22 protein-coding genes are annotated in these 25,962 nt (G+C 57.4%); 13 read left to right on the top strand and 9 right to left on the bottom strand.

The features are described from left to right. The first annotated feature begins 7 nt into the window (after positions 1-7). The 4 genes from ACR0KC_RS06245 (at position 8) to ACR0KC_RS06230 (ending at position 4,569) form a co-directional block, all read left to right on the top strand. Positions 8-1,462, top strand: a complete 1,455-nt coding sequence (locus tag ACR0KC_RS06245) for an NAD(P)(+) transhydrogenase (Re/Si-specific) subunit beta (protein ID WP_170397117.1) — start codon at positions 8-10, stop codon at positions 1,460-1,462. Between the two features lie 159 nt (positions 1,463-1,621). Further along, complete coding sequence (locus ACR0KC_RS06240) at positions 1,622-1,978, top strand: VOC family protein (protein WP_480771611.1); 357 nt, start codon at positions 1,622-1,624, stop codon at positions 1,976-1,978. 107 nt (positions 1,979-2,085) lie between these two features. Next, positions 2,086-3,363 carry a DUF3422 family protein gene (locus ACR0KC_RS06235; RefSeq protein ID WP_170404096.1) on the top strand — a complete coding sequence of 426 codons (1,278 nt, stop codon included), beginning with the start codon at positions 2,086-2,088 and terminating at the stop codon, positions 3,361-3,363. A 69-nt stretch (positions 3,364-3,432) separates the two neighbouring features. Beyond that, positions 3,433-4,569 (top strand): MFS transporter, encoded by a 1,137-nt coding sequence (locus ACR0KC_RS06230; protein ID WP_480763592.1) that lies wholly within the window; start codon positions 3,433-3,435, stop codon positions 4,567-4,569. Positions 4,570-4,575: 6 nt separating this feature from the next. Here ACR0KC_RS06230 and ACR0KC_RS06225 read toward each other — a convergent pair whose 3' ends face one another. The 3 genes from ACR0KC_RS06225 to ACR0KC_RS06215 all read right to left on the bottom strand — a co-directional run bounded on the left by ACR0KC_RS06225 (position 4,576) and on the right by ACR0KC_RS06215 (position 8,357). Next, positions 4,576-5,556 (bottom strand): ABC transporter permease, encoded by a 981-nt coding sequence (locus ACR0KC_RS06225; protein WP_170397109.1) that lies wholly within the window; start codon positions 5,554-5,556, stop codon positions 4,576-4,578. Next, positions 5,549-6,556, bottom strand: coding sequence for an ABC transporter permease (locus ACR0KC_RS06220; RefSeq protein WP_170397107.1), 1,008 nt, complete (start codon positions 6,554-6,556; stop codon positions 5,549-5,551). The genes ACR0KC_RS06225 and ACR0KC_RS06220 overlap by 8 nt, the downstream gene beginning before the upstream one ends. A 94-nt stretch (positions 6,557-6,650) precedes the next feature. After that, entirely contained in the window at positions 6,651-8,357 is a 1,707-nt protein-coding gene (locus ACR0KC_RS06215) for a peptide ABC transporter substrate-binding protein (RefSeq protein WP_170397105.1), read from the bottom strand. Positions 8,358-8,642: 285 nt separating this feature from the next. Here ACR0KC_RS06215 and ACR0KC_RS06210 point away from each other — a divergent pair, with 285 nt between their 5' ends. Genes ACR0KC_RS06210 through ACR0KC_RS06190 form a run of 5 tightly spaced genes read left to right on the top strand, consistent with a single transcriptional unit; the run spans position 8,643 to position 15,183 of the window. Further along, positions 8,643-10,463 carry an ABC transporter ATP-binding protein gene (locus ACR0KC_RS06210; protein ID WP_170511247.1) on the top strand — a complete coding sequence of 607 codons (1,821 nt, stop codon included), beginning with the start codon at positions 8,643-8,645 and terminating at the stop codon, positions 10,461-10,463. 5 nt (positions 10,464-10,468) lie between these two features. Continuing rightward, complete coding sequence (gene argE / locus ACR0KC_RS06205; protein WP_480771610.1) at positions 10,469-11,635, top strand: acetylornithine deacetylase; 1,167 nt, start codon at positions 10,469-10,471, stop codon at positions 11,633-11,635. Between the two features lie 22 nt (positions 11,636-11,657). Next, positions 11,658-12,824 carry a M20 aminoacylase family protein gene (locus ACR0KC_RS06200; RefSeq protein WP_480771609.1) on the top strand — a complete coding sequence of 389 codons (1,167 nt, stop codon included), beginning with the start codon at positions 11,658-11,660 and terminating at the stop codon, positions 12,822-12,824. Between the two features lie 14 nt (positions 12,825-12,838). Beyond that, positions 12,839-14,002 carry a M20 aminoacylase family protein gene (locus tag ACR0KC_RS06195; RefSeq protein WP_480771608.1) on the top strand — a complete coding sequence of 388 codons (1,164 nt, stop codon included), beginning with the start codon at positions 12,839-12,841 and terminating at the stop codon, positions 14,000-14,002. Positions 14,003-14,019: 17 nt separating this feature from the next. Continuing rightward, positions 14,020-15,183 carry a M20 aminoacylase family protein gene (locus ACR0KC_RS06190; protein ID WP_480705461.1) on the top strand — a complete coding sequence of 388 codons (1,164 nt, stop codon included), beginning with the start codon at positions 14,020-14,022 and terminating at the stop codon, positions 15,181-15,183. Between the two features lie 73 nt (positions 15,184-15,256). Here ACR0KC_RS06190 and ACR0KC_RS06185 read toward each other — a convergent pair whose 3' ends face one another. Together ACR0KC_RS06185 and moaA are read right to left on the bottom strand one after the other, a co-directional pair. After that, positions 15,257-16,555, bottom strand: a complete 1,299-nt coding sequence (locus ACR0KC_RS06185) for a 3-deoxy-D-manno-octulosonic acid transferase (RefSeq protein WP_480771607.1) — start codon at positions 16,553-16,555, stop codon at positions 15,257-15,259. Between the two features lies 1 nt (position 16,556). Beyond that, positions 16,557-17,564 (bottom strand): GTP 3',8-cyclase MoaA, encoded by a 1,008-nt coding sequence (gene moaA / locus ACR0KC_RS06180; protein ID WP_170404063.1) that lies wholly within the window; start codon positions 17,562-17,564, stop codon positions 16,557-16,559. A 91-nt stretch (positions 17,565-17,655) separates the two neighbouring features. On the opposite strand from moaA, the gene ACR0KC_RS06175 reads away from it, so the two are divergent. Beyond that, complete coding sequence (locus tag ACR0KC_RS06175) at positions 17,656-18,069, top strand: hypothetical protein (protein ID WP_170404060.1); 414 nt, start codon at positions 17,656-17,658, stop codon at positions 18,067-18,069. Here the strand turns inward: ACR0KC_RS06175 and ACR0KC_RS06170 are convergent. Genes ACR0KC_RS06170 through glmU form a run of 3 tightly spaced genes read right to left on the bottom strand, consistent with a single transcriptional unit; the run spans position 18,057 to position 21,926 of the window. After that, positions 18,057-18,740, bottom strand: a complete 684-nt coding sequence (locus ACR0KC_RS06170; protein ID WP_480771606.1) for a DNA alkylation repair protein — start codon at positions 18,738-18,740, stop codon at positions 18,057-18,059. The two genes, ACR0KC_RS06175 and ACR0KC_RS06170, sit on opposite strands and share 13 nt — an antisense overlap. Positions 18,741-18,746: 6 nt before the next feature. After that, on the bottom strand, positions 18,747-20,570 hold the full coding sequence (glmS, locus tag ACR0KC_RS06165) for a glutamine--fructose-6-phosphate transaminase (isomerizing) (RefSeq protein WP_480705455.1): 1,824 nt from the start codon (positions 20,568-20,570) through the stop codon (positions 18,747-18,749). Positions 20,571-20,573: 3 nt separating this feature from the next. Beyond that, complete coding sequence (glmU, locus tag ACR0KC_RS06160; protein WP_480570730.1) at positions 20,574-21,926, bottom strand: bifunctional UDP-N-acetylglucosamine diphosphorylase/glucosamine-1-phosphate N-acetyltransferase GlmU; 1,353 nt, start codon at positions 21,924-21,926, stop codon at positions 20,574-20,576. A gap of 134 nt (positions 21,927-22,060) precedes the next feature. On the opposite strand from glmU, the gene ACR0KC_RS06155 reads away from it, so the two are divergent. The 3 genes from ACR0KC_RS06155 (at position 22,061) to ACR0KC_RS06145 (ending at position 25,289) form a co-directional block, all read left to right on the top strand. Next, positions 22,061-22,732, top strand: coding sequence for an HAD-IA family hydrolase (locus tag ACR0KC_RS06155; protein WP_170424133.1), 672 nt, complete (start codon positions 22,061-22,063; stop codon positions 22,730-22,732). Between the two features lie 39 nt (positions 22,733-22,771). Continuing rightward, positions 22,772-23,962 carry a DegT/DnrJ/EryC1/StrS family aminotransferase gene (locus tag ACR0KC_RS06150; protein ID WP_480771605.1) on the top strand — a complete coding sequence of 397 codons (1,191 nt, stop codon included), beginning with the start codon at positions 22,772-22,774 and terminating at the stop codon, positions 23,960-23,962. 163 nt (positions 23,963-24,125) lie between these two features. After that, positions 24,126-25,289, top strand: coding sequence for an isovaleryl-CoA dehydrogenase (locus tag ACR0KC_RS06145; RefSeq protein ID WP_170397077.1), 1,164 nt, complete (start codon positions 24,126-24,128; stop codon positions 25,287-25,289). 47 nt (positions 25,290-25,336) lie between these two features. On the opposite strand, the gene ACR0KC_RS06140 is transcribed toward ACR0KC_RS06145, so the two are convergent. Beyond that, positions 25,337-25,942, bottom strand: coding sequence for an OmpW/AlkL family protein (locus tag ACR0KC_RS06140; RefSeq protein WP_480791094.1), 606 nt, complete (start codon positions 25,940-25,942; stop codon positions 25,337-25,339). Positions 25,943-25,962 lie beyond the last annotated feature (20 nt).

Raw genomic sequence — 25,962 nt, 5'->3', positions numbered from 1 at the left:
CGGGCACATGGAATTTGGCTTCACTACTGCCGCCTATGTCGTTGCGGCTGTCCTTTTCATCCTGTCTCTGGGTGGATTGTCGAACCAGGAAAGCGCCAAGAGGGCGGTCTGGTATGGCATTGTTGGTATGGCGCTCGCGGTTTTTGCGACGCTGGTTGGTCCGGGTTCAGGCCTGTGGCTGCTGTCGTTGCTGCTGATCGCGGGCGGTGGTCTGATCGGTCAGTACGTGGCGCAGCGCGTCCAGATGACCGAGATGCCACAGCTTGTGGCCGCGATGCATTCGCTGGTGGGTCTCGCGGCTGTGTTCGTGGGATTCAATGCCCATTTCGAGATCGGCAATGTGGCGCAAGTCATGGCGATTGCTGACAGCGCGTCTCAGGCGGACCTGTCCGATCTGGGGGCGTTCGCCAAGCTGATCGCCAAGAAGACCGCGGCCGAACTGGCGATCCTGCATGTTGAGCTGTTCCTCGGTATCTTCATCGGTGCGATCACCTTTACTGGATCGGTCGTGGCTTATGGCAAGTTGGCGGGCAAGGTGACCTCGGCAGCGACCAAGCTTCCGGGCGGTCATGCTCTGAACGCGGGTGCGGCTGCTTTGTCGTTCATCTGCCTGATCTGGTACACCAATTCGGGCGGTTTCTTCCCGCTGTTCCTGATGACGCTGGCAGCGCTGTTCATCGGCTATCACCTGATCATGGGCATCGGCGGGGCCGACATGCCGGTGGTTGTGTCGATGCTGAACAGCTATTCGGGTTGGGCGGCTGCGGCCATCGGCTTCTCGCTAGGCAACGACCTGCTGATCGTGGTTGGTGCATTGGTGGGCTCGTCTGGTGCGATCCTGTCCTACATCATGTGTAAGGCGATGAACCGTCACTTTGTCAGCGTAATTCTAGGCGGCTTTGGTGGCCCGCAGGGCGAACAGATGGCTGTTGAGGGTGAACAGATCGCCATCGAGGCAGATGGTGTCGCGGCGGCGCTGAATGATGCAGATAGTATCGTCATCATTCCCGGCTATGGCATGGCCGTGGCGCAGGCGCAGCAATCGGTGTCCGAGCTGGTTCGCAAGCTGCGCGCCAAGGGCAAGAACGTGCGCTTTGCGATCCACCCCGTTGCCGGTCGTCTGCCGGGCCACATGAACGTGCTGCTGGCCGAGGCGAAGGTGCCGTATGACATTGTTCTTGAGATGGACGAGATCAACGACGACTTCCCGGATACGGATGTGGCCATCGTGATTGGCTCGAACGATATCGTGAACCCTGCGGCGCAGGAAGACCCGAACAGCCCCATCGCCGGGATGCCGGTGTTGGAATGCTGGAAAGCCAAGCAGGTGTTTGTGTCCAAGCGTGGTCAGGGCACCGGCTATTCGGGCATCGAGAACCCGCTGTTCTTCAAGGAGAACACCCGCATGTTCTATGGCGACGCCAAGGCTTCGCTCGACAAGCTGTTGCCCATGATCGATTGATCAGAAGGGACAATCTGATTGCAAAGGGCGCCTGAGGGCGCCCTTTTCTTTTGTGATGAGATGGGGGCTTGCCTCCAACCCCCTCAAGGTTTTTTAGCCATATGAAGCAAGCGGGCTGTGTTAAACTTGGCGAGTGTTCGGGATAGTCGGAGGCAGACCATGCAGAAGGTAAATGGAATTGGCGGGATATTCTTTCGGGCCCGTGATCCGCAGGCGTTGAGTGCTTGGTATGAGAAGCATTTGGGCGTCAATCACTACGATCCTGTGCCCTGGAAGCAGCGGGAAGGATATACGGTGTTCGCACCCTTTGCGCAGGACACCGAGTATTTCGGCCGCTCCGAGCAGCAATGGATGATCAATTTTCGTGTCGATGACCTGAGCGCGTTGATCGTCCAATTAAAGATCGCCGGAATCACCGTCGAGACGAACCCGGAGTGGGACAGCGAGGTCGGGAAATTCGCCCGCATCCACGATCCTGAAGGCAATCCCATCGAGCTATGGGAGCCGAATCAATAAGATAGCGGGATTGTATACCGTTGTATCCTTGTAAGTAATTGAAATAAATAAACAATTGATGCTGTGTCGGTCTGCCTTATAGTGCCGGTGATACACCGGAGCCTTACATGACGCCCATAGACAATCATCCGCTTCGCTATACGCTGGCCAATGAACTGCATGCACGCCCATTTCCGGTTGCACCCTTGCCCAGCACGGTTGTGTTTCTGGCGATCAAGAAGCCCAAAGAAGCGGTTACGCGCGATCGTGGCGAGGATATGGCCCACCTGATCAATCTGCTGGATCGCCACGGCGCGCAGCACCCTCAGCCAGAAGCCACTCACTACGCGGGTCAAATCGGGCGTCATTGGCTGAAATGGGAACAACATACCGAGTTTGTGACCTATACCGCGATCACTCCGAACGTCAGTGAACGTGCATTCAATCCGGCAGACTTTGAGGTGTTTCCGCCAGATTGGTTGATGGCGAGCCCGGGGCAGCGCGTGACATCGGCCTTAATTCGCGTCGTCGAGTACGAGGGAGATGAGGCGGCAAAGGCTTCGCTGGCTCAGTGGTTCGAGCCGGAAAGCCTAGCAGTGGCGCGGGTGCTGGATGATGCCGCTATCTGCGCTTGTGATTTCCGAATTGATCCGGCAGGCCATATGCGCCTTGCGATGTTTGTCAAGAAAGGCACCGGGCGGCGTCGGACCGGGCGGATCGTTCAGCGACTGTGCGAGATTGAGACCTACAAGGCAATGTCGATGCTGGGATTTGCGAGGGTCAAGCAATTGATGCCGCGCATCGGCGAACTGGATGGTCAATTGACCCGCCTGATGGGGCAGATGTCCGACGAAACAGCCCACCCGGACGAATTGTTGCCGGATCTTCTGTCTACCTCGATCGAGCTTGAGACACTTTCGGCACGGTGTTCTTTTCGGTTCGGCGCCACGGGTGCCTATGAGGCGATTGTCAATCAGCGCATCGAGGTGTTGCGTGAACAAAGATTCAATGGACGTCAGAGTTTTGCCGATTTCATGATGCGTCGTTATGACCCCGCGATGCGGACGGTGAAATCAACCGAGCGCCGTTTGCAGGCCTTGTCCGACAGAGCTATTCGCGCCGGCGACCTGTTGCGTACCCGTGTCGATGTCGAACGCAGCGCTCAAAATCAGGCTCTGCTGGAAAGCATGGACCGGCGTGCTGATCTGGCCCTTAGATTGCAGCACACAGTCGAGGGATTATCTGTGGTGGCGATCAGCTACTATGCGGTGTCTCTGGTCAGCTACTTGCTCTACCCACTGACGCAGGCCGGGATTAGCAAAGGGATGCTGACGGCAATTGTGACCGTGCCTGTCATCCTTGCCGTTTGGTTCGGGGTGCGCCAGATCCGGAAGCGAATTGAATAAGCGGTCTATGCCGGGCGACGAATGATCTGTAGAACGGGTGGCGTTTGGCAGATTTTATGAGGATTCCCTGTGATCGGTATTGTTGCGGCGTGGCGGGCTGTGGCCGCCATGTTTATCCTGAACGGTGCGCTGTTCGGCATCTGGGCATCGCGCATACCTGCGGTTCGGGACAGGCTGGATCTGACGCACGAGGCGCTAGGGCTTGGTTTGCTGTTCATGGCTGCAGGGGCCGTGTGTTCGTTTCCGATCACAGGCCGTTTGACCGACAAGTTTGGGGCAGTGGCGATCACGCGGGTTATCGCGGTTCTCTATACCTTTTCCCTGATTCTTTTGGCTCTCGCCGGCGGGTTCTGGTCGCTTGCGGCGTTTCTGTTTGTGTTCGGAGCTTTCCATGGCTCGATGGATGTTGCGATGAACGCCTGGGCGGCAGAGGTCGAACAGGCCTATGACAAGCCGGTCATGTCGTCCTTTCACGCGATGTGGAGCCTTGGAGCCGGACTGGGAGCGCTCAGCGGATACGGTGCCGTACAGATGGGGCTGTCGGTGTTGCAACATTTTCTGCTAGCGGGTGGCGTTGTCGTCGCGCTTGCGCTTGTTTTGTCTTGGGTACGCTGGACTTCGAAACGATCGGCTTCAAAACCTGGATCGGTGTTCGCTTTGCCATCGGGTGCCCTGATCCTTGTGGGTTTCACGGCGCTGTGCGGCGCTTTGGGCGAGGGGGCTGTTGCGGATTGGAGCGCGATTTTCCTGCGTGACGTTACCGGTGCGGCTGAGAGTATCGCGGCGTTAGGCTATGCGGTCTTCTCGGTCACGATGGTTGCGTTCCGGCTTGCGGGCGGGGTGGTGATCGCGCGTTTCGGGCCTGTTGCAACAGCACGATTTGGCGGCGTTTGCGCCGCGCTGGGCGTGTTTGGCGTGGTATCGGCGGGAGGGGCAGGATTGGCTTTGGCAGGTTTTGCTCTGATGGGAGTGGGCTATGCGGTAATCATGCCTCTGGCCTTTAGCCGCGCGGCCAACGACCCGCATGTCCCGCCCGGACAGGCGATCGCAAGCGTCGCGACTTTGGGATACGGAGGTTTATTGATTGGGCCGCCTCTGATCGGATTTCTGGCCGAGTTGATGACGCTGAGATTTGCCTTTGCAGTTCTTTTACCGCTGGCCTTTCTGATCATCGTATTGGCCGGCGCGCTGAAGCGCGCCGACTAAGTTCGCTTAACGTCCGCGAATACGTGGATCCAGCGCATCGCGCAGGCCGTCACCCAGATAATTTACACTGAGGACGGTTAGTGAGATCGCCAGTCCGGGCCAGAACACGCGCTCGGGGTATTGCTGCAGATAGTCGACGCCATCGAAGAGCAGCCGACCCCATGTCGGGAAGTCCGGCGGAAATCCGAGGCCGAGGAAGGAAAGCGCGCTTTCGGTGATGATCGCAGTTGCAATCCCCAGCGTGGCCGACACCATGATCGGAGACAGAACATTCGGCAGGATGTGCCGCGTGATGATCTGGCCATTGCTGGTGCCGATGGACCGGGCGGCCAGAACGAATTCACGCTCTTTGATCGCCAGCACATCGCCGCGCACGATCCGCGCTGTGGGCATCCATGAGGTGATGCCGATGGCGCAGACGATCAGGATGAAGATTCCACGCTCTAACCCGAAGGCGGCAGATAGCGGCTCGCGGAAGAGCAGCATCATGACCAGCAACAGCGGTAGCAACGGCAAGGCCAAGAACAGATCCGTCAGGCGCATCAGTGGGCCATCCAGCCGTTTGAAGAACCCGGCCAGAACACCGATGAACGAGCCCAGAAACAGCGCCAACAGCATCGCGGTGATGCCGACTGACACCGATGTCTGACCGCCTGACATCATGCGAGCTAGGATGTCGCGGCCCAACTGGTCGGTGCCAAAGGGATGCGCCCAACTGGGGCCCTGATTGCGCGAACGGATGTCGATCTGAGTGGGGTCGATGCTCCATAAGTATGGGCCCAGATAGACGCCTGCGACGATGAAGATGAACAGAATCGCTCCGATCATCGCGCCTTTGTGGGTCTTGAACTGATCCCAGACATCGCGCCATTGGCTCCGCGGTGGGGTGGCCAGTTCTTCCATCACATCGGTGGTTGGCAGCGCTGTCGAGGCGGGCGCAAGCCCTTCGTCCGGGACCAGTGTATCGGTACGATCATGATCAGTCATAACGAATCCTCGGGTCCAGAATGCCATAGAGAACGTCGGCGATCAGATTGAACAGGACGATCAGCACGGCAAAGATGAAGGTCAGGGTTTGGACCATCGGCAAGTCATTGGCCTGAATAGCCCCGATCAGCAACTGGCCAATGCCGTTCACTTTGAACACCTGCTCGGTAATGATCGCTCCGCCGAAGATGGCCGGAATACCCAGCGCGATAACGGTGACCACAGGGATCATCGAGTTGCGCAGGACGTGGACCATGACGACCGTGTATTCGCTGAGGCCCTTGGCGCGGGCGGTGCGGACATAATCCTGATTAAGGTTGTCCAGCATCGAGGCGCGCATGAATCGGCTGAGCTGTGCGGTGATCTGCAGAGCCAGAACCATGACCGGCATGATCATCTGTTTCAGCTGTACAACAAAGCTGTCCCAGCTATTGACCACATGGGTAGTGTCATAGATCGACGGGAACCACCCAAGCTGGACTGAGAAGATCACGATCACCAATACGCCCGAGAAGAACGGCGGTACCGAGAAGCCGACCATCGACACGAATGTGCCCATTTGGTCGAACCAGGAATACTGCCGGTAAGCCGAATAGATACCGATGGGCAGAGCGATCAGGATGGCGACCACATAAGCGGTGCCAACAACCCACAGGGTCTGCGGGATGCGCTGAACGACGATGTCCATGACGGGTGAGCGGGTCTGCCACGAAATCACGCGCAGGTCACCTTCGGAGAAGGTTGTACCAAAGATCGAGTCGACCAGAACCTGCGGTTCGATCCAGAAGAACTGCACGATCCATTTCCAGAACCGGATATGCATCGGCTGACCGAGGCCCAGTGCTTCGCGCATCTTCTCTTTGACTTCGGGGGGGACGGTAAGTGGAACCTGCGCCATCGGATCGCCGGGTGCGAGTTCGAGGAGCAGGAAGATGACGAGGCTGATGAACAGTAGCGTGGGAACGGCCAGCACCAGTCGTCTGATGGTAAAGTTGAGCATTAAGAGGCGCCTTTATATGCGTCTTCTTGTTGGAGTGGTCTGCAAATGACCGCGCCCCGATATGGGTCGGGGCGCGGTTTTGCAAGATTAACGCTTAGGAACCGGTCTTGCGGTACCAGTCCGCAATGTTCCACAGCTCGCTGTCCCAAACGTTCAGGACAACGCCACCCAGCGTGTTGGCGTGTGCCGACAGACGACCACGGTGCACCAGCGGGATCATTCCGCCATTTTCAACCATGATGTCGTTCAGCTGACGCGCGATCTGCGCGCGCTCATCCGCACCTGCGGTTTCGGCCAGTTTGCCATGCAGCTTGTCGAACTCTTCGTTGCAGAAACGGCTGATGTTCTCGCCCTGCCACTGGCTTTCAGGCTTGGGTGCCTTGTCGCACAGGCCGTTGCCCAGATAGGACTGCGGGTCAGTGCCGTTGAAGGTGTTGGCATACATTTCAACGTCGGCATAGAACTTCTGGAAGGTGTCAGGCGAACCCGGATCACCACCAAAGAAGACCGAAGCATTGATGTTGCGCAGCTCAGTTTCGATACCGATTTGGCTCCACCATTCTTTGATCAGCGCCTGGAAGTCCTGGCGAACTGCGTTGGTCGATGTCTGATAGACAATCTTCAGCGGTACACCGTCTTTTTCACGGATGCCATCGCCATCGGAATCTACGATACCCGCGTCATCCAGAAGCTTCTTGGCACCTTCGATATCTTGAGTATCGCAGCTGAATGTGTCGGAATTCACCGCGGCAGGCGCAGGTACCCAGTTGCAGGTAACCTTACCGGCCTGACCGTAGCCGATTTCAACCAGCAGCGGCCGGTCGATGGCCAGCGACATGGCCTTGTAAACAGCAGGGTCCTGCAGGAACGGGTGCGGATGCGTTGCAGTCGAACGCTCGCCCTCCGGCAGATCTGGCGACGGGTTGGTCTGGTTCAGCATGATGCGTTCCACCAGCGGGCCGAAGCCTGCGACCGGAGTACCTTTGCCGCCTTCCTGCATCTGCGCGATCACTTCAGGCGCAAGCTGCAAGTTCCAGGCATAGTCAAATTCGCCGGTTTCCATGACCGCACGACCAGCAGCAGTTGCATCGCCACCGCCTTTGAATGTTACCGTTGCGAACGCAGGCTTTGCCGGGTCACGGTAGTTATCATTGGCCTTGAAAGTGATCACGTCATTCGGCTTGAATTCGGTGACAACAAATGGGCCTGTGCCGATCGGGTTAAAGTTCTGCTCGGTGCATTCGGGCGCTTTGGCTCCCATGCAATCCGCGAACTGTGCCGCCTGGATGATCGGGCTCTCACCACCCACGAACGGGCCGTAAGGGAACGGGGTCGGCGCATCGAATGTGACTTTGACGGTCAGATCATCGACAGCCTCGACATTGGTGACACCTTCAAATTTGGTCACCTGAGCACAACCGCCTTCTGGGTCCATGCAATAGTTTGCAGTGAACACAACATCAGCGGAGGTGAATGGCGTGCCGTCTGACCAGGTGATTCCCGGCGCGATTTTCCAAGTGATCGAGGTCAGGTCTTCGCTGACGCCACCATTTGCAACTGTCGGAATTTCGGATGCCAGGAACGGAACCATTTCGCCATCTTGATTGTACCGGGCGAGCGGCTCAATCACTAGCGACGCGGATTCCACATCCTTGGTGCCACCCGAAAGGAACGGGTTCAGGATCGATGGGGCTTGCCAGTAAATGATGCTGACATTGCCGTCCGATCCACGCTCGGCCATGGCCATCGGGGCCATTGCCGTGCTTGCAATCGCACCAAGCAAAAGGGTTTTGATTTTCATCATACACTCCATGTTGGACACATACGTGTCTCGATTATCTCCGCGATGCCCGCGGGTTAGGCGTGGCCGTCAAAAGGGATAAGGATTTGGAATCAAACGGAAACGATTGTATCGCCTTCGTGTATTCAGACCTCTCCCCAGAACGGTTACGCGGCGTATCGAAACAGAGTTTTGGAAAATTGCAAGCCTTGCCTTGCGAAATTTGACCTATCGGTTTGACTTTTCACATCTGCCCGCCTTAGCGTTTGGCACCCAATCCGAAAAGCCGCCAAGGGGAGAGCGCGCGTGCTGGATCAGCCAATTGCCCAGATCAAAAAACTGCGGGTCGAATTTCAAACTAAAGATGGCCCGGTGGTGGGCGTCGAGGACGTCTCGTTCGAGGTTAACCCAGGCGAAACCGTCTGTATCGTGGGCGAATCGGGGTCGGGCAAATCAGTCTCATCTCTATCGCTGATGCGCTTGGTCGAGTTCGGCGGCGGTGAAATTGCTGGCGGACAACTGCTTTTCGATCGCCGCGGCGGCGAGGAAATGGATCTGTCCCACGCCGATCAAGATCTGATGAAGCAGATTCGCGGAAATGAGATCGGAATGATCTTTCAGGAGCCGATGACGGCCTTGAACCCGGTTTTCACCGTCGGACGGCAGCTCACCGAAGGATTGCGAATCCACAAGGACATGAACAAAGCGCAGGCCGAAGAGCGCGCGCTGGAACTATTGCGTCAGGTGCGCATCCCCGAGCCCGAGCGACGTTTAAAGCAATATCCGCATGAACTGTCCGGTGGCATGCGCCAGCGTGTGGTGATCGCCATGGCCATGGCGTGTGAGCCTCGCCTGCTGATTGCGGACGAGCCCACCACCGCGCTGGATGTGACCATCCAGGCCGAGATTCTGGCGCTGATGGACCGCCTCAAGCGCGAGACCGGAACGGCAGTAATGTTTATCACCCATGACATGGCTGTGGTCGCGCAGATGGCGGACCGCGTGGTGGTTATGTTCCGCGGCAACAAGGTCGAGGAAGGCACCGTCAAAGAAATCTTCGAAAACCCGCAGCACGATTACACCAAGGCGTTGCTGGCGGCGGTTCCGAAATTGGGCGAGATGCAGGGCAAAGCCGCGCCCGAGCCAATGAAACTGCTGGGTGAGGAAGGCCAGAAGATCGCTCCGATCCCGGGTACGAACGAAGTGTTGCTGACGGTCAAGAACCTGACCACGCGATTTGCGGTGAAAGGCGGATTGCTGCGCCGGACCATCTCGAACGTGCATGCAGTCGAAGATGTCTCGTTCACGCTGAACCGGGGGCAAACACTCAGCCTCGTTGGCGAATCTGGGTGTGGCAAGTCGTCGGCAGGGCGCTCGATCCTGCGGTTGGTGGAGCCGATGGCGGGTGAGGTTGATCTGGACGGTGTCGACATCATGAAGCTGGACCAGGCCGGCCTGCGCAAAGCGCGGCTGGACATGCAGATGATCTTTCAGGATCCGTTCGCCTCGCTGAACCCTCAGATGCAGTTGGTTGATCAGGTCGCTGAACCGATGCGGAACTATGGGGTTGCCTCGGGGTCAGAACTGCAGGACCGGGTAGCGCAACTGTTCGACAAGGTGCAACTGCCGCGCAGCTTCATGCGCCGCTTCCCGCATGAGATGTCGGGTGGTCAGCGGCAACGGATTGCGATTGCGCGAGCACTGGCGCTGAATCCCAAGCTAATCATCGCGGATGAGGCCGTTTCGGCGCTGGACGTCTCGGTTCAGGCGCAGGTGCTGAACCTGATGATGGAGCTGCAATCGGAACTTGGCCTAAGCTATCTGTTCATCAGCCATGACATGGCGGTGGTCGAAAGGGTCAGTCACCATGTCGGTGTGATGTATCTGGGCCGCATTGTCGAACTGGGTCCGCGTGCTCGGGTGTTTGAGAACCCACAGCACCCTTATACGCAGGCGCTGATGAAGGCGGTACCAATTGCCGACCCGAACAAGCGCAAGTCGGAAAAAGACCTGAACTTCAAACCTATTCCGTCCCCGATTCATCCCATCGGCTACAAGCCAGAACCATCTGAATACAATGAGGTCGAGCCGGGTCATTTCATTCTGACCACTGACAGCGGATATTGACCCTCATGGTTGAACGCTTGACGCCGTTAGAAATCATGACCCGGCTGATTTCGTTCCCGACAGTCAGCCGCGACACGAACCTGCCTCTGGTGGATTGGGTCGAAGACTATCTAACAAGTCATGGGATCGAACCACATCGCTGGCCTGATCCGGATCAGCCTCACAAGGCGGCACTATTTGCGCATGTCGGTCCGTGGGAAGAAGGTGCAATCGTCTTGTCGGGGCATACGGATGTCGTGCCCATCGATGGTCAGCCCTGGGATACCGATCCTTTCGTTGTGACCGAGAAAGACGGCAAATACTTCGGTCGCGGTACTTGCGACATGAAGGGCTTCGACGCTCTGGCGATTTGGGCTTTGGTCGAGGCACATCATTCAGGTATCAAACGTCCGCTTCAACTGGCGCTGAGCTTTGATGAAGAGGTCGGATGCACCGGCGCGCCGCCGATGATCGCCCACATGCAGGAGGATCTGCCCAAAGGATCAGCCGTGATTGTGGGCGAGCCGTCGATGATGCAGGCCGTCACCGGCCATAAAGGCGGGTTTGGCTTTGACACGCATGTGGTGGGGTTCGAAGTTCACAGCTCAATCATGCACACAGGCGTCAATGCGATCATGGAGGCCGCGCCGCTGATCAATTGGGCCAATGATCGGAACGCCGAGAATATGGCGACGCAACCTTCAGACATTGCGTCAGTGTTCGATCCGCCTTGGACTACCTGCCATGTTGGTATGATCGAAGGCGGGACCGCGCATAACATCACCGCCAAGGATTGCCGGTTCATGATGGATTTTCGCACCGTTCCGGATGATGAAAAGGCGGTCTGGCAGAAAGCCTATTTTGATAAGGTTCGAGAAGTCGAGGCCCAAATGCAAGCGGTACATCCGGAAGCCCGGATCGAGCTATCCGAGCATTTCTCGATCCCCGGTCTTGTGCCTGAAGAAGATGGCGAGGCCGAGACGCTGGTGCGCGCGCTCACCGGTGACAATGCGACACATGTGGTAAGCTATGGCACTGAGGCGGGGCAGTTTCAGGAAGCCGGTTATTCCGCTGTTATCTGCGGCCCCGGTGATATCGCGCAGGCCCATCAGCCGAATGAGTTCATTACGATTTCTCAATTCAACGCAGGTCAAAAATTTATGGAGCGTCTGGTAAAGAGGCTCTGCGAATAACATCTCAAAGGAGAGGTTAGAGATGCCCGTCAAGAACCGGCTCGCCGAAATGCATGGCGAGATCACCAAATGGCGCCGTCACCTGCATATGTATCCCGAGCTGATGTATGATGTGGAGGAAACGGCAGGGTTTGTGGTCGACCGCCTGAAAGACTTCGGTGTGGATGAGATCACGCCCGGCATCGGCAAGACTGGCGTGGTTGCCGTGATCAAGGGACGTCAGGATACGCTAGGCCGTGTTATCGGGCTGCGTGCCGACATGGATGCGCTGCCCATAGAAGAGGCGACGGGGCTGGACTATGCTTCGACGGTTTCTGGTAAGATGCATGCCTGTGGTCATGACGGTCATACCTCGATGCTGTTGGGCGCGGCGCAGTATCTGGCCGAGACGAGGAATTTTGACGGTACCGTTGTGTTGATTTTCCAGCCTGCCGAAGAAGGCGGGGCGGGTGGTCTGGCCATGTGTCAGGACGGGCTGATGGAGCGCTGGGGTATTCAGGAAGTCTATGGCATGCACAACATGCCGGGAATGCCGGTTGGTGAGTTTGCCATTCGACCAGGCGCATTGCTGGCTTCTTCGGATGAATTCGAAATTGTTGTAACGGGTAAAGGCGGTCATGCTGCCGCCCCGCATGAGGCGGTAGATACAACGCTGATTGCGTCGCACATTGTTGTAGCTTTGCAATCAGTGGTGTCGCGTACCGTGGACCCTATCAAAAGGGTGGTGCTGACCGTCGGGACTTTTGAAACCGATAGTGTGGCTTCGAATGTGATTGCCCATACGGTGCGGTTGCGGGGAACTGTTCGTACACTTGACCCAGAATATCGAAAGGTCGCTGAAGAACGCGTGCGCCGGATCGCCGAAGACACTGCCTCGGCCTTTGGAGCTTCGGCTAAGATGACGTGGACACCGGGCTATCCGGTGACGGTGAATTCGGACGATGAAACCATCTATGCTGCTGAGGCCGCGCAGGCCGTGGCAGGCAAGGTCAATGACAGCACCGATCCAATCATGCCGTCAGAAGATTTTGCTTACATGCTTGAAGAACGGCCCGGAGCCTACATCTTTATCGGAAACGGGGACACGGCCATGTGCCATCACCCGGAATACAACTTCGACGACGACGCCATTCCCGCCGGTTGCAGCTGGTTTGCCGAGCTGGTGGAACGACGATTACCCGTCGCCTGATTTGGGAGGATCAGATGCCAATCAAGAACCGACTTGCCGAAATGCACGAAGAAATCACCGGTTGGCGGCGGGATATTCATCAACACCCTGAGATCCTCTATGACACCCACCGCACCAGCGCCTTGGTGGCTGAAAAGCTGAAAGAGTTCGGTTGCGATGAGGTTGTGACGGGCATTGGCCGCACCGGTGTCGTTGGCGTCATCAAGGGCAAGACCGACACGCAGGGTCGTGTGATCGGCCTGCGTGCCGATATGGACGCGCTGCCGATGCAGGAGCAGACGGGCCTTGATTATGCCTCGAAAACCGATGGCGCCATGCATGCCTGTGGCCATGATGGCCATACGGCGATGGTGTTGGGCGCGGCGAAATACTTGTCTGAGACGCGGAACTTCGACGGCACAGCCATTGTGATTTTCCAACCAGCGGAAGAAGGCGGCAATGGGGCCGAGGCGATGTGCAAAGACGGTCTGATGGATCGGTTCGGCATTCAGGAAGTCTATGCCATGCACAATGTGCCAGGTGTGCCGACGGGGCGGTTTGCGATCCGGTCTGGCCCGCTGCTGGCGGCTGCGGATGAGTTCGACATTCATCTGGAAGGTCGAGGCGGCCACGCGGCGAAACCGCATGAAACAATTGATACTACAGTGATGTTGTCGCAACTGATCGTGGCACTTCAGACCATCGTGTCGCGTAACGCGGACCCTATTTTACAGGCGGTTCTGTCTGTGACTTCGGTCGAGACCTCATCCAAAGCGTTCAATGTGATCCCTCAATCGGCGCAGGTGCGCGGTACTGTACGAACGCATTCGAATGAAATGCGCGACCTGATCGAGACGCGGCTAAGCGAGGTGGCTGAGGGTATTGCTGAAACCTTCGGTGGCACTGTCAAAGTCTCATACACGCGTGGAGTTCCGGTGACGATCAACGCCGAAGAACAGACGGAATTTGCCGCTGAGGCCGCCATTTCCGTAGGTGGCAGCTGTGATGAGGCGCCGATGGTGATGGGGGGCGAGGATTTCTCGTTCATGCTGGAAGAACGCCCCGGGGCCTTCATCGTGCTGGGCAATGGCGACAGCGCCGGGCTGCACCACCCTGAATACAATTTCAACGATGAGATCATCCCGATGGGATGCTCATGGTTTGCCGAAATGGTCGAGCGCCGGATGCCGGCGGCTTGAATTAGGAGAGAGAAGACATGCCAGTTAAGAACCGCTTTGCCGAATTGCAGGCCGAAATCACCGAATGGCGACGGGATATTCATGAAAACCCCGAGATTCTGTTTGAAACCCACCGCACCAGTGCTTTGGTCGCGGACAAACTGAAAGAGTTCGGCTGCGACGAGGTCGTTACCGGGATCGGTCGCACCGGGGTTGTCGGTGTGATCAAGGGCAAATCAGACTCGAGTGGCAAAGTCATCGGTCTGCGTGCTGATATGGATGCGCTGCCGATTCACGAGGCGACGGGGTTGGATTACGCCTCGAAAACCGATGGGGCGATGCATGCTTGTGGCCATGATGGACATACGGCGATGCTGCTCGGGGCGGCGAAATACCTTTCGGAAACGCGTAATTTTGACGGTACTGTAGTGGTGATCTTCCAGCCCGCTGAAGAAGGTGGCGGCGGTGGTCGCGAAATGTGCGAAGACGGCATGATGGCGCGCTGGAACATTCAGGAAGTCTACGGCATGCACAACTGGCCTGGCCGTCCGGTCGGCAGTTTCTCTATCCGTCCGGGTTCGTTCTTTGCCGCGACCGATCAGTTCGACATCACCTTTGAAGGTCGCGGTGGCCACGCCGCGAAACCGCAGGAGACCGTGGATACGACCGTGATGACCGCGCAGGCCGTGTTGGCGTTGCAGACGATTGCCTCGCGCAATGCCGACCCGATCGATCAGGTCGTGGTGTCTGTGACATCGTTCGAGACATCCTCGAAGGCGTTCAATGTCATTCCTCAAACAGCGCAGATCAAAGGCACCGTACGCACCATGAGCAAAGAGATGCGCGATCTTGCCGAGAAACGGATCAACGAGATTTGCGCAGGAGTTGCAGCGACCTTTGGTGGCACGGCGGATGTGACCTATATTCGTGGCTATCCGGTGATGGTGAACAGTGACGAGCAGACCGATTTCGCGGCCGAGGTGGCGAAATCGGTCTCGGGCAGCTGTGACGAGGCGCCCCTTGTCATGGGGGGTGAGGATTTTGCCTTTATGCTCGAAGAGCGTCCGGGGGCTTATATTCTGGTGGGCAATGGAGATACGGCCATGGTTCATCATCCCGAGTATAATTTCAACGACGAGGCCATTCCTGCCGGGTGTAGTTGGTGGGCCGAGATTGTTGAGCAGCGGATGCCTGCTGCTTGATGGGAAGGGTGGGGGCTCTGCCCCACCCCCCCGAGGTATTTTTAGCCAGATGAAGAGGGATCGGTGCGTTTTGTCAGCCGAGAGACAGGCGGGAGCAGAGCGTTTCGATCACCGCATCCAAAGCCGAACTCTGTGTTTTCACGCAGGCATCGGCTGCCATTCGAGCGGTGTGCAGTTCGGCTTTGTCCGACAGCCAGAGGGTGACAGCATCTGACAATGCGTTGGCCGAGTTGATCCGGACGGCGCCGCCCGTTTTGATGAGCGGCTCAAATGTCTCGGCAAAATTGAAATAACCAGGGCCGGTGATCACCGCAGCCCCCGCCTGAACCGGTTCAAACGGGTTATGGCCGCCGATCTCTTTCAGCGATCCCCCTAGGAAAACGATGGGGCAGAGGGCGTACCAGGTTCCGGTTTCACCCAATGTATCCGCGACATAGACCTGTATGTCTGATGCTATCTGTTGGTCAGCGCTGCGTCGTGCATGCGAAAGACCAGCATCACTCACCAATTTAGCAACGTCGTCTCCACGCTCCGGATGGCGAGGGATCAGCAGCAATAGCAGGTCGGGCCAGCGCTGTAGCAACGCTTTGTGGGCTGCCAGAACCGTTTCTTCTTCCCCTGCATGGGTCGAACTGGCAATCCATATCGGGCGACCATCTATCTGCGCTTGGGTTTCGGTCAGGACATCCTGATTTACGGGCAGCGGGTCAGACATGGCCTTGAGGTTGGTGCCGGGCTGTACGCGATTCGCGTCGGCACCAATTGCGATCAGATTAGCGGCGGTTTTGTCGTTCTGGGTCAGAAATACCTTGAAATGATCCAGAATGAAGCGCGCCGTGTTCGGGCGCTTGTTCCAACTATCCACTGATTTGTCAGATAGCCGGGCATTCAAGAGCGCCAGTGGCGTGCCGCGATTTGCGGCCTCTACGATCAGCCGGGGCCAGATTTCACTTTCTACAAAGATGCCTGCATCGGGTTTCCAGTGGTCCAGAAACTCGCGCACCGGAGCGGCGCTGTCCAATGGCGGATACTGGTGGCGCGTCCGGGCAGGCAAGCGCTTAGCAATCAACGTCGCCGAGGTCGGGGTGCCTGAGGTGATGAGAAACTCAGCATTCGGCAGGCGCTGCCCCAGACGGTTGATCAGGCTTAGAACCGATAGGCTTTCACCCACACTGGCCGCGTGAAACCAGATCAGCTGCCCATCTGGGCGCGGCAAACTGGCATGGCCAAGCCGTTCTTGCTGGCGGCTTTCGGGAACACCCGCAGCGTGCAGTTTGTTGCGTACTTTCCACCAAATCAGGGGTTCGGCAATTGAAATGAGGCCGCAGTACAGTTTGTACAGCAGCGTTGGCTGCGCGGGTGTGCCGGGCATCTCAGCCGCCCGTATGACTCATGTGGCGGCTCATCTGACCGTCGACGGCTTGCCGGGAATAGTCGAAATCATGGCCCTTGGGCTTGAGGTTGATGGCTGCGCGGATCGCGTCTTCCAACGGTTTCTCGGTATCGGGATGATCGCGCAGGGGTGCGCGCAGATCAGCCATATCTTCCTGGCCAAGGCACATGTAGATCTCACCAGTGCAGGTCAGGCGCACGCGGTTGCAGCTTTCGCAGAAGTTATGGCTGAGTGGCGTTATGAAACCGATCTTTTGTCCGGTCTCCTCAAGCCTGACATACCGCGCCGGACCACCTGTCCGTTCGGCCAGATCAGTGACCGTATAGTGGTTCTGGTATTCCTTGCGGACGTCCTTGAGCGACCAATACTGATCCAGCCGGTCTTCGTTGCCTATGTCGCCCATGGGCATCACCTCGATCCAGGTCAGATCCATATCACGTTCGGCACACCATTCGGTGATCTTGGGTAGCTCGGGCTCGTTGAACCCTTTCAGAGCGACAGCGTTGATCTTGATCCGCAGGCCAGCCTTCTGCGCTGCGTCAATGCCGTTCAGCACCTGTTTCAGGCGGCCCCATCGGGTGACCTTGGCAAATTTGTCTTCATCCAGCGTATCGAGCGATACATTCACGCGCCGCACGCCCGCTGCGTAAAGATCATCCGCAAATCGGTGCAATTGTGATCCGTTGGTTGTCAGCGTCAGCTCCTTCAGGGCGCCGCTGTCCAGATGTCGGGTCATGCTGTTGAAGAATGACATGATGTTTCGCCTAACCAGTGGTTCGCCCCCGGTGATGCGCAATTTCTCGACGCCCAAATTGACGAAAGTCGTGCACATACGATCCAACTCTTCCAGAGTCAGAAGGTCTTTCTTGGGAAGAAACTTCATATCTTCGGACATGCAGTAGACGCAGCGGAAATCGCAGCGATCCGTAACGGAGACGCGAAGATAGGTGATGGCGCGGGCAAACGGGTCTATAAGCGGAGCTGTCATGGCTCATAGGTAAAGCGGAGGCATGTTCGCGGCAAGTGCCATCTGCGTTTTGGACTGGTACAGTTAGGCGCAGCGCTCTAGGTTTTGTGTTATGAAATATGCTTTGGTTTTAGCTTTTAGCCTCGTTGCCGGTTGCGATGCCGTTCGGTCCACGACGGATCGGGTGTTCGGAAGTTCATCCAACGAGACGGCGGCTGAACCCGTTACAGCAGAGGCGACGGAGGTAACTCCTGAGCCTGTGGCTGCCGCAGGGTGGTCTGGCGCCAAAACGACCGTTGCCGGGCTGGGCGATCCCAACACACCGGGGCGCTGGTTGCAGACGCCTCTGGTACAAACTGAAATCAACGGCCGCGTGGTTGTGCCGCGCACGGGTGCGCAGGCCTATGTCACGCTTGTTCCCGCACCAGGCCCCGAAGGCGGTGGCGGACGGCTGTCGCTTGAAGCCATGCGCGCGTTGTTGGTGCCATATGACGAGTTGGTGGAACTGGAAGTCTATTCCGACTGAGCGCGCAGGTATTTCCCAGCCTCTTTGCGGGCAAAGGGTTTCATGTTTGCGCCGTGCGTTTCCAGAAACGCGACTACGCGCCCTGGATCATGCTTTGACAATTCGCGCAGCCACCATGCGATGGCCTTCTGGATGAACCATTCCCGATCGGAGACATACGTGGCAGCCCAGCCGAGTATACGGTCGCGGCATGCCAGGTCTTTCGGTTTGGGATGGTTCTGTTTGGTCCAGGGCAAGGTGGCGACCAGCGCGGCGCGTTTGGTCCACATGTGGCCCGACGTGGTCCAACGTTCGACCTGGTCCAGCCGGATTGGATCAGCCGAAAGACGCTTTTGCATCGCCATACAGGCATGATCGGCCACGGCCCAGGCGTCAAAATCCGGTAGCCAGCTTTGCAGCAGGTCCCACACCGCGTCATCCGGTCGGATACGGGCTTGGGTCAGCAGCTTTGCTGCCGCGACCCGCGCTTCATGAATGTTGGTCTGCCATAAGCCATCGGCGACAGCGATGCGGTCGATGACTTCAAGTTCGCGCCGCCAAGCCTTGGTCAGATCGTTCAGAACCGGGTTCGGAACACCCAGATAGGCGCGGTCTACCTTGTGATAGGCCGCCACCTGTTCTGCGCGTTCGGGATCGGCATGGGCTTTGATCTGATCAAGATAGGCTTGCATGCCTGATCACTCAACCGTGACGGATTTTGCCAGATTACGGGGCTGATCAACATCTGTGCCTTTGGCCACCGCCGTGTGGTAGGCTAGCAATTGCGCGGGCACCGAATAGAGAATCGGGGCAAGGCTGGTGTGCACATGTGGCATACGGATCGTGCTCCAAACTCCATCTTCTGCCTCAGCGATACCGTCATCATCCGAGACAAGGATTACCTTGCCCTTGCGCGCCATCACCTCCTGCATGTTCGAAACTGTCTTGTCGAAAACTGCGTCGCGCGGTGCCATGACAACAACCGGCATATGCTTGTCGATCAAGGCGATGGGGCCGTGCTTCAACTCACCCGAGGCATAGCCTTCGGCGTGAATATAGCTGATTTCCTTGAGTTTCAGCGCGCCTTCCATCGCCAGCGGGTACATGAGGCCACGGCCCAGGAACAGCACGTCGCGCGCTTCGGACAGGCGCTGGGCGGATTGGCGAATAGCGTCGTTCTGATCCAGCGCAGCATTCAGCACAGTCGGCAATCCGCGAAGGGCGGCCGCGTGATCCGCGATCTCTTCATCGCTAAGCGTGCCTCGATCTGCAGCGGCCTTAAGGGCAAGCATGAGCAACACGCTAAGCTGGCAGGTGAACGCCTTGGTCGAGGCAACACCGATCTCAACACCCGCATGGATCGGCAACGCCACATCGCTTTCGCGCGCAATCGAGCTTTCCGCGACATTCACGACCGAGACAATCTTGTCCGCCTTGCCTTCGCAATAGCGCTGGGCAGCAAGCGTGTCGGCGGTTTCGCCCGACTGGCTTACAAACAGCGCCAACGTCCGGTCCGAGATCGGAGGTTCGCGATAGCGGAACTCGCTGGCGATATCGACTTCAACCGGCATCTTGGCCAGCTGTTCGAACCAGTATTTTGCCGTCAGGCAAGCGTAGAATGCCGTGCCGCAAGCCACCATGGTCAGACGGTCCAGCTTGGTGAAATCCAGACCGTCACCGGGCAATACAACCTGATCGCCTCCGGTCGGAAGATACGAGCGGATGGCTTCGGCCACCACAACAGGCTGCTCGGCAATTTCCTTGGCCATATAATGCTTGTGGCCGCCTTTGTCGGCACGGGTCTGATCGATTTGAATTTGCCGAATTTCGCGGTTGGCAAGCTCTCCCGATTCGGTTCGAATCTCAAGCGAAGTGCGGGTCAGAACCGCCCGATCGCCTTCCTCAAGATAGGTGATGCGATCCGTCAGGGGGGCCAGCGCGATCGCATCAGACCCAACAAACATCTCACCGTCGCCGTGACCAATTGCCAGGGGCGAACCCTTGCGCGCTGCGACAATCAGGTCTTCTTGACCGTCGAACAGAAAGGCGAGCGCAAATGCACCCTTGAGCCGATCAATGGTTTTAAACGCGGCGTCGACCGGAGACAGCCCTTCGGACATGTAGCGTTCCGTCATCAGGGCGACGGTTTCAGTGTCGGTATCCGTCACGAAACCGACCCCATTATCGGCCAGTTCGGCCCGCAGTTCACGATAGTTTTCAACGATGCCGTTGTGCACTACGGCGACAGGCCCGGCCTTGTGCGGATGTGCATTGTTAACCGATGGGGCACCATGGGTGGCCCAGCGGGTATGACCGATACCGGATTTACCCGGAAGGGGGTTGTGAACCAGAAGGTCGCTTAGGTTCACCAACTTGCCGACGGCCCGTCGGCGGCCCAAAGCGCCATCGTTCACGGTCGCAATACCGGCGCTGTCATAACCGCGATATTCAAGCCGCTTCAGTGCTTCGACCAGGATAGGGGCAGCTTCGTGACTGCCCAGAACACCAACAATTCCACACATAACTCAGGCTCCTTTGTCGCGGCGAGCCTTCTTCGCCTTCAACATTTCAAACAATTTACGCGCATAGCCGGGTTTGTTTTCCTGCTTGGAACGCGCTACGGCCAATGCGTCTGGCTCAATATCCTTGGTCACTACGGTCCCCGTGGCGGTCATTGCGCCATCACCCAGAGTGACCGGGGCCACCAGCATCGTGTTCGATCCGATGAACACGTTTTCCCCGATGGTCGTTTTATGCTTCATCACGCCGTCATAGTTGCAGGTGATGGTTCCCGCACCAATATTTGTCGCCGCCCCGACTGAGGCATCGCCAATATAGCTGAGGTGATTCACCTTAGCGCCTTCGGCGATTTCGGCGTTCTTGATCTCGACAAAGTTGCCAATTTTGGCGTTTTCAGCCAGCTCTGTTCCCGGACGCAGCCGGGCATAGGGTCCTACCACCGAACCTCGGCTGACATGGCAGCCTTCGAGATGTGAAAACGCCCGGATCGTTGCGCCGCTTTCCACGGTCACTCCGGGGCCGAAAACCACATTGGGTTCAATGACAGTGTCGCGGCCAATGACGGTATCTGCGGCCAGATACACGGTTTCAGGGGCCATCAGAGTGACCCCCAGATCCAGCAATGCAGACCGTGCTTGCACCTGAAACACCGCATCAGCCGCCGCCAGGTCAGTGCGCGAATTGATGCCCAGCGTCTGAGCTTCGTCGCAGGCAACCGCAGTTACGGACAGCCCTTGGCTGCGGGCGATCTCGACTACGTCGGTCAGGTAGTATTCACCTGAGGCATTGTCATTTCCAACGGCATCGATCAGCGAGAACAAAGTTTCAGCATCACATGCCAAAAGACCAGAGTTACAGAAGGTTATAGTGCGCTCTTCATCTGTGGCATCCTTGAACTCGACGATCCGCTCTAGGGCGTCTCCGTTCATCACAAGGCGGCCATAACGGGCGGGGTCTGCAGCTTCGAATCCAAGAATGACCAGATCGTTTTTTGCGCGCGCTTCGATCATCCGCTGCAGGGTGTCGGGCTGTAGAAACGGGGTATCACCATAGAGGACGACCACATCCCCCTGAAAGCCCTCCAGCGCTGCACGCGCCTGCGCAACAGCGTGGGCGGTGCCAAGTTGTTCTTCCTGCACCGCAATGCTGGCGTTTTCATCTTCGGCTTCAGCCACACGCGCGACTGCTTCCGCACCGTGGCCGGTAACAATCACCGTGCGCTTGGGCGACAGGACAGCACCGGCGCGCATGGCGTGAACCAGCATTGGGGCCTGAGCGATCGGATGCAGGACTTTGGGAATATCAGAGTTCATCCTTGTGCCTTTTCCGGCGGCAAGAATGACAAGGGCAGTGCTCATGAAATCGTTTTCTCTTTTGTTTTGTCGCCGCCCGTTTTATCCGCTGTGGGCAAAGGCGCAAGCGGTTCAGCCATCAAAGAAGATTGCCGTTTGCAACACGACATGGCGGAATCCCGCCGGTTCAGGAGGTGAGCATGCGAACGGTAATCTTTGATCTGGATGGAACTTTGGCGGATACATCTGGTGATTTGCTGGCCGCTGCAAACCATTGTTTTCGCGAGATGGGTCATGGGGATGTTCTGTCGCCCGAGCTTGATGCGGCGGTATCGGTACGCGGTGCACGCTTGATGTTGTCCCATGGATTGAAGCGGGTCGGCGCCTATGACGCGGACGTCGTTGAAGCCTATTATCCGGTCTTTCTGGACGTCTATGGGCAAGCGATCGATACGCATACCTATTTCTATCCCGGTGCGCTTGAAGCCGTCGAAGCACTGAAAGATGCAGGTTATGGCGTGGGGATTTGCACCAACAAGCCCGAAGGCCTGGCTGATTTGCTGCTGACCCGGATGGGTGTCCGTGATCACTTTGCTTCACTGATCGGTGCAGACACATTGCCGGTGCGGAAACCCGACCCCGAACCGTTACGCGAAGCAGCGCGCCGCGCCGGAGGGCACCCTGACCACTGCGTATTGATCGGCGACTCAGATACCGACCGAAATACGGCGCGGGCTGCGGGAGTGCCGTCGGTACTGGTGACATTCGGCCCGTCGGGCGATGAGATGGCTGCGCTGGAGCCCGAGGCGTTGTTGCATCATTTTGATGATTTACCGAAACTGGTCTCCGATTTGATCGGAGCGGCGGCCTGATCCCTTGACCCGCTTAACACTCAGCATAAAAACGGATTCATGACTGAGACATTCACAGGTAATTTCACCCAGCAAGAACCCATTCCCGAAGAGGCGATCGAGGCCGCCATGGCCGTTTTGCGCCATGGTCGTTTGCACCGCTACAATGTTGCCCCTGGCGAATTGAGCGAGACGGCTTTGTTGGAGCAGGAATTCGCCGCCCAAATGGGTGCGAATTACTGTCTGGCAGTCTCGTCGGGTGGCTACGCTCTGGCCACTGCGTTGCGTGCGGTGGGGGTCAAGCCGGGCGATCCGGTTCTGACCAACGCGTTCACTCTGGCGCCGGTGCCGGGGGCGATTGCGTCGGTAAGCGCAAAGCCGGTCTTCGTTGGTGTGACCGAAGCCCTGACCATCGATCTGGATGATCTTGAGGTCAAGCTGGATCAGGCGAAAGTACTAATGCTTAGTCACATGCGAGGGCATCTATGCGATATGGATCGCCTGATGCAGATGTGTGATGCGGCGGGTGTGATCGTGATCGAAGATTGCGCCCATACCATGGGTGCCGCCTGGCGCGGGCAGCTGTCTGGGCGGCAGGGGGCCATTGGATGTTACTCGTGCCAGACCTATAAACATGTCAATTCGGGCGAGGGCGGGTTGCTGATCACGGATGATCCGGAACTGGCCGCCAAGGCTACGATGTTGTCCGGGTCTTACATGCTTTATGAACGCCATCTGGCCGCGCCTGGGCCGGAGGTGTTCGAGCAGATCAAGTACACAACCCCCAATGTCTCGGGTCGGATGGATAATTTGCGTGCAGCGATCTTACGTCCGCAGTTGCGTGATCTTGATCGGCAGGTACAGCGTTGGAATGAACGCTATGTTGAGATTGAGCATGGCCTGCGTGAAACGCCGGGTTTGACGATGGTGGAGCGGCCTGATGCTGAGACCTATGTCGGTTCATCGATACAATTCCTGTTGCTGGACTGGACACCCGCGCGCATTGCCGAGGTAATCCAGCGTTGCGCCGCGCGCGGGGTCGAACTGAAGTGGTTCGGGGGGGCTGAACCGTCGGGCTTTACCTCACGCTATGACAGTTGGCGTTATGCCGACAGCGCCCCGATGCCGGTCAGTGATCGGATATTGGCCGGGATCATGGATATGCGCGTTCCACTGACTTTTTCGCTGGAAGATTGTGCCCAAATTGCGCGCATTATCCGGGCTGAAGTCAGCGCTGTCTATCAGTCATAGTCCAGCGGAGCGCGCTTTCAGCGCACGCTCGATTTATCTGAAAACGCCGCCCCTTGCCGGGCGGCGTTTTGCGTTGGCCTGCGTGTCGTCATTGACCAGAGGAGGAAACGCTGCTATCTGATTATTGAACGCTTGTTCATTAATGCAATCGGAGGAGCCCTGCATGTTTATGGCCACAATGCAATTCGATCTGGGCGAGGACGTGAACGCCCTGCGTGAGATGGTGCACCGCTGGGCTCAGGAACGGGTCAAGCCGATGGCGGCCGAGATCGACGCGTCCAATGCCTTTCCGAATGAGCTGTGGAAAGAGATGGGTGAGCTTGGTTTGTTGGGCGTCACAGTCCCTGAAGAATATGGCGGGGCCGGTATGTCCTATCTGGCGCATACGGTGGCAGTTGAGGAAGTGGCGCGCGCCTCGGCCTCGGTATCTTTGTCATATGGGGCGCATTCGAACTTGTGCGTGAACCAGATCAAGCTGAACGGAACGGATGAGCAGAAGAAAAAATATCTGCCCCGTCTGATTTCGGGTGAGCATGTCGGGGCGTTGGCTATGTCCGAGCCCTCGGCTGGGTCGGATGTGGTTTCCATGAAGCTACGTGCAGAAAAGCGAAACGATCACTATCGGCTGAATGGCAACAAATACTGGATCACTAACGGGCCGGATGCAGACACTCTGGTCGTCTATGCCAAGACCGATCCGGACGCCGGGTCAAAGGGGATCACGGCTTTTCTGATCGAGAAAGAGATGACCGGGTTTTCGACTTCGCCTCATTTCGACAAGCTTGGCATGCGCGGCTCGAACACCGCTGAGTTGATCTTTGAAGATGTTGAAGTGCCGTTCGAGAATGTTCTGGGCGAAGAAGGGCGGGGTGTAGCCGTTCTGATGTCCGGTCTGGACTATGAGCGTGTGGTTCTTGCGGGAATTGGAACCGGGATCATGGCCGCCTGCTTGGATGAAGTGATGCCCTATCTGGCCGAGCGTAAGCAGTTCGGAAAACCGATCGGGAGCTTCCAGCTCATGCAAGGCAAGATCGCGGATATGTACACAGCCATGAATTCGGCGCGGGCCTATGTCTACGAAGTTGCCAAGGCATGCGACCGCGGGGATGTAACCCGTCAGGATGCTGCAGCGTGCTGCCTATATGCCTCGGAACAGGCGATGGTGCAGGCGCATCAAGCCGTTCAGGCGTTGGGTGGTGCCGGATTCCTGTCGGATTCGCCGGTCAGCCGGATTTTCCGAGATGCAAAGCTGATGGAGATCGGCGCGGGCACCAGCGAAATCCGCCGCATGCTGATTGGGCGCGAAATGATGAACGAGATGTTGTGACGGAAAACCCCGCAGTTCATTGAACCACGGGGCTTTTTGCGATTGGATCAGAAACGATGAACGTAGGACAGGCCAATCAGGAACGGGTCGATTTCGGCGGTGCCGATGTTGTTGCCGTCAAGTTTGACGTCCGAGTCGATGTCGAACCAGCGCACGTTCAGACGCACCGCGCCTTTTTCCGTGACCATGTAATCCAGACCGGCCTGCAGAGAAACGCCGAAGGAGTTGTCAAGATCGAGATCGCCCAAAGGCGAGTCTTCCTCGAAGAAGATGGTGTAGTTCAGACCGGCGCCGACATAGGGCTTCCACGCGCTATTGGTCGGGAAGTGATAGTTCAGCGACAGAGTAGGCGGAAGATGCTTGACGCTGCCCGCGTCAACGCTGCCACTGAGAGTGACGTCATGCTTGTAGGGGGTCGAGGCCAAGAGCTCGATCCCGAGATTGTCCTGAACGAAGTATTCGACGGTGAAAATCGGACGGGTGTCCGAGTCGATTTCGGCGTCGAACCCGGCCAGAGTACCGTTGTCGGATTTGGGGTCCAGATAGCCGACACCAACACCGACAGTCCAATCGCCCTGGGATTGGGCGAAGGCTGGGGCAGCCAGAGCGACAAGTGCGGTAGAAAGGGTCAAAGCGGCGAGTTTCTTTGTCATATTCGTGCCTTTGCTTGCGT

This window comes from Ruegeria sp. CF3 (assembly GCF_056537365.1).
Note: the sequence above shows the minus strand (reverse complement) of the source record. Positions and strands in the feature narration are given on the sequence as shown.

Coding starts and splice junctions, on each gene's coding strand:
- ACR0KC_RS06140 (WP_480791094.1), bottom strand. CDS start 25,942: ATGACAAAGAAACTCGCCGCTTTGACCCTTTCTACCGCACTTGTCGCT.
- ACR0KC_RS06225 (WP_170397109.1), bottom strand. CDS start 5,556: ATGACTGATCATGATCGTACCGATACACTGGTCCCGGACGAAGGGCTT.
- ACR0KC_RS06170 (WP_480771606.1), bottom strand. CDS start 18,740: ATGCAAGCCTATCTTGATCAGATCAAAGCCCATGCCGATCCCGAACGC.
- ACR0KC_RS06240 (WP_480771611.1), top strand. CDS start 1,622: ATGCAGAAGGTAAATGGAATTGGCGGGATATTCTTTCGGGCCCGTGAT.
- ACR0KC_RS06220 (WP_170397107.1), bottom strand. CDS start 6,556: ATGCTCAACTTTACCATCAGACGACTGGTGCTGGCCGTTCCCACGCTA.
- ACR0KC_RS06155 (WP_170424133.1), top strand. CDS start 22,061: ATGCGAACGGTAATCTTTGATCTGGATGGAACTTTGGCGGATACATCT.
- ACR0KC_RS06200 (WP_480771609.1), top strand. CDS start 11,658: ATGCCCGTCAAGAACCGGCTCGCCGAAATGCATGGCGAGATCACCAAA.
- ACR0KC_RS06245 (WP_170397117.1), top strand. CDS start 8: ATGGAATTTGGCTTCACTACTGCCGCCTATGTCGTTGCGGCTGTCCTT.
- ACR0KC_RS06185 (WP_480771607.1), bottom strand. CDS start 16,555: ATGCCCGGCACACCCGCGCAGCCAACGCTGCTGTACAAACTGTACTGC.
- argE (WP_480771610.1), top strand. CDS start 10,469: ATGGTTGAACGCTTGACGCCGTTAGAAATCATGACCCGGCTGATTTCG.
- ACR0KC_RS06175 (WP_170404060.1), top strand. CDS start 17,656: ATGAAATATGCTTTGGTTTTAGCTTTTAGCCTCGTTGCCGGTTGCGAT.
- ACR0KC_RS06195 (WP_480771608.1), top strand. CDS start 12,839: ATGCCAATCAAGAACCGACTTGCCGAAATGCACGAAGAAATCACCGGT.
- ACR0KC_RS06145 (WP_170397077.1), top strand. CDS start 24,126: ATGTTTATGGCCACAATGCAATTCGATCTGGGCGAGGACGTGAACGCC.
- glmU (WP_480570730.1), bottom strand. CDS start 21,926: ATGAGCACTGCCCTTGTCATTCTTGCCGCCGGAAAAGGCACAAGGATG.
- moaA (WP_170404063.1), bottom strand. CDS start 17,564: ATGACAGCTCCGCTTATAGACCCGTTTGCCCGCGCCATCACCTATCTT.
- ACR0KC_RS06215 (WP_170397105.1), bottom strand. CDS start 8,357: ATGAAAATCAAAACCCTTTTGCTTGGTGCGATTGCAAGCACGGCAATG.
- glmS (WP_480705455.1), bottom strand. CDS start 20,570: ATGTGTGGAATTGTTGGTGTTCTGGGCAGTCACGAAGCTGCCCCTATC.
- ACR0KC_RS06235 (WP_170404096.1), top strand. CDS start 2,086: ATGACGCCCATAGACAATCATCCGCTTCGCTATACGCTGGCCAATGAA.
- ACR0KC_RS06190 (WP_480705461.1), top strand. CDS start 14,020: ATGCCAGTTAAGAACCGCTTTGCCGAATTGCAGGCCGAAATCACCGAA.
- ACR0KC_RS06150 (WP_480771605.1), top strand. CDS start 22,772: ATGACTGAGACATTCACAGGTAATTTCACCCAGCAAGAACCCATTCCC.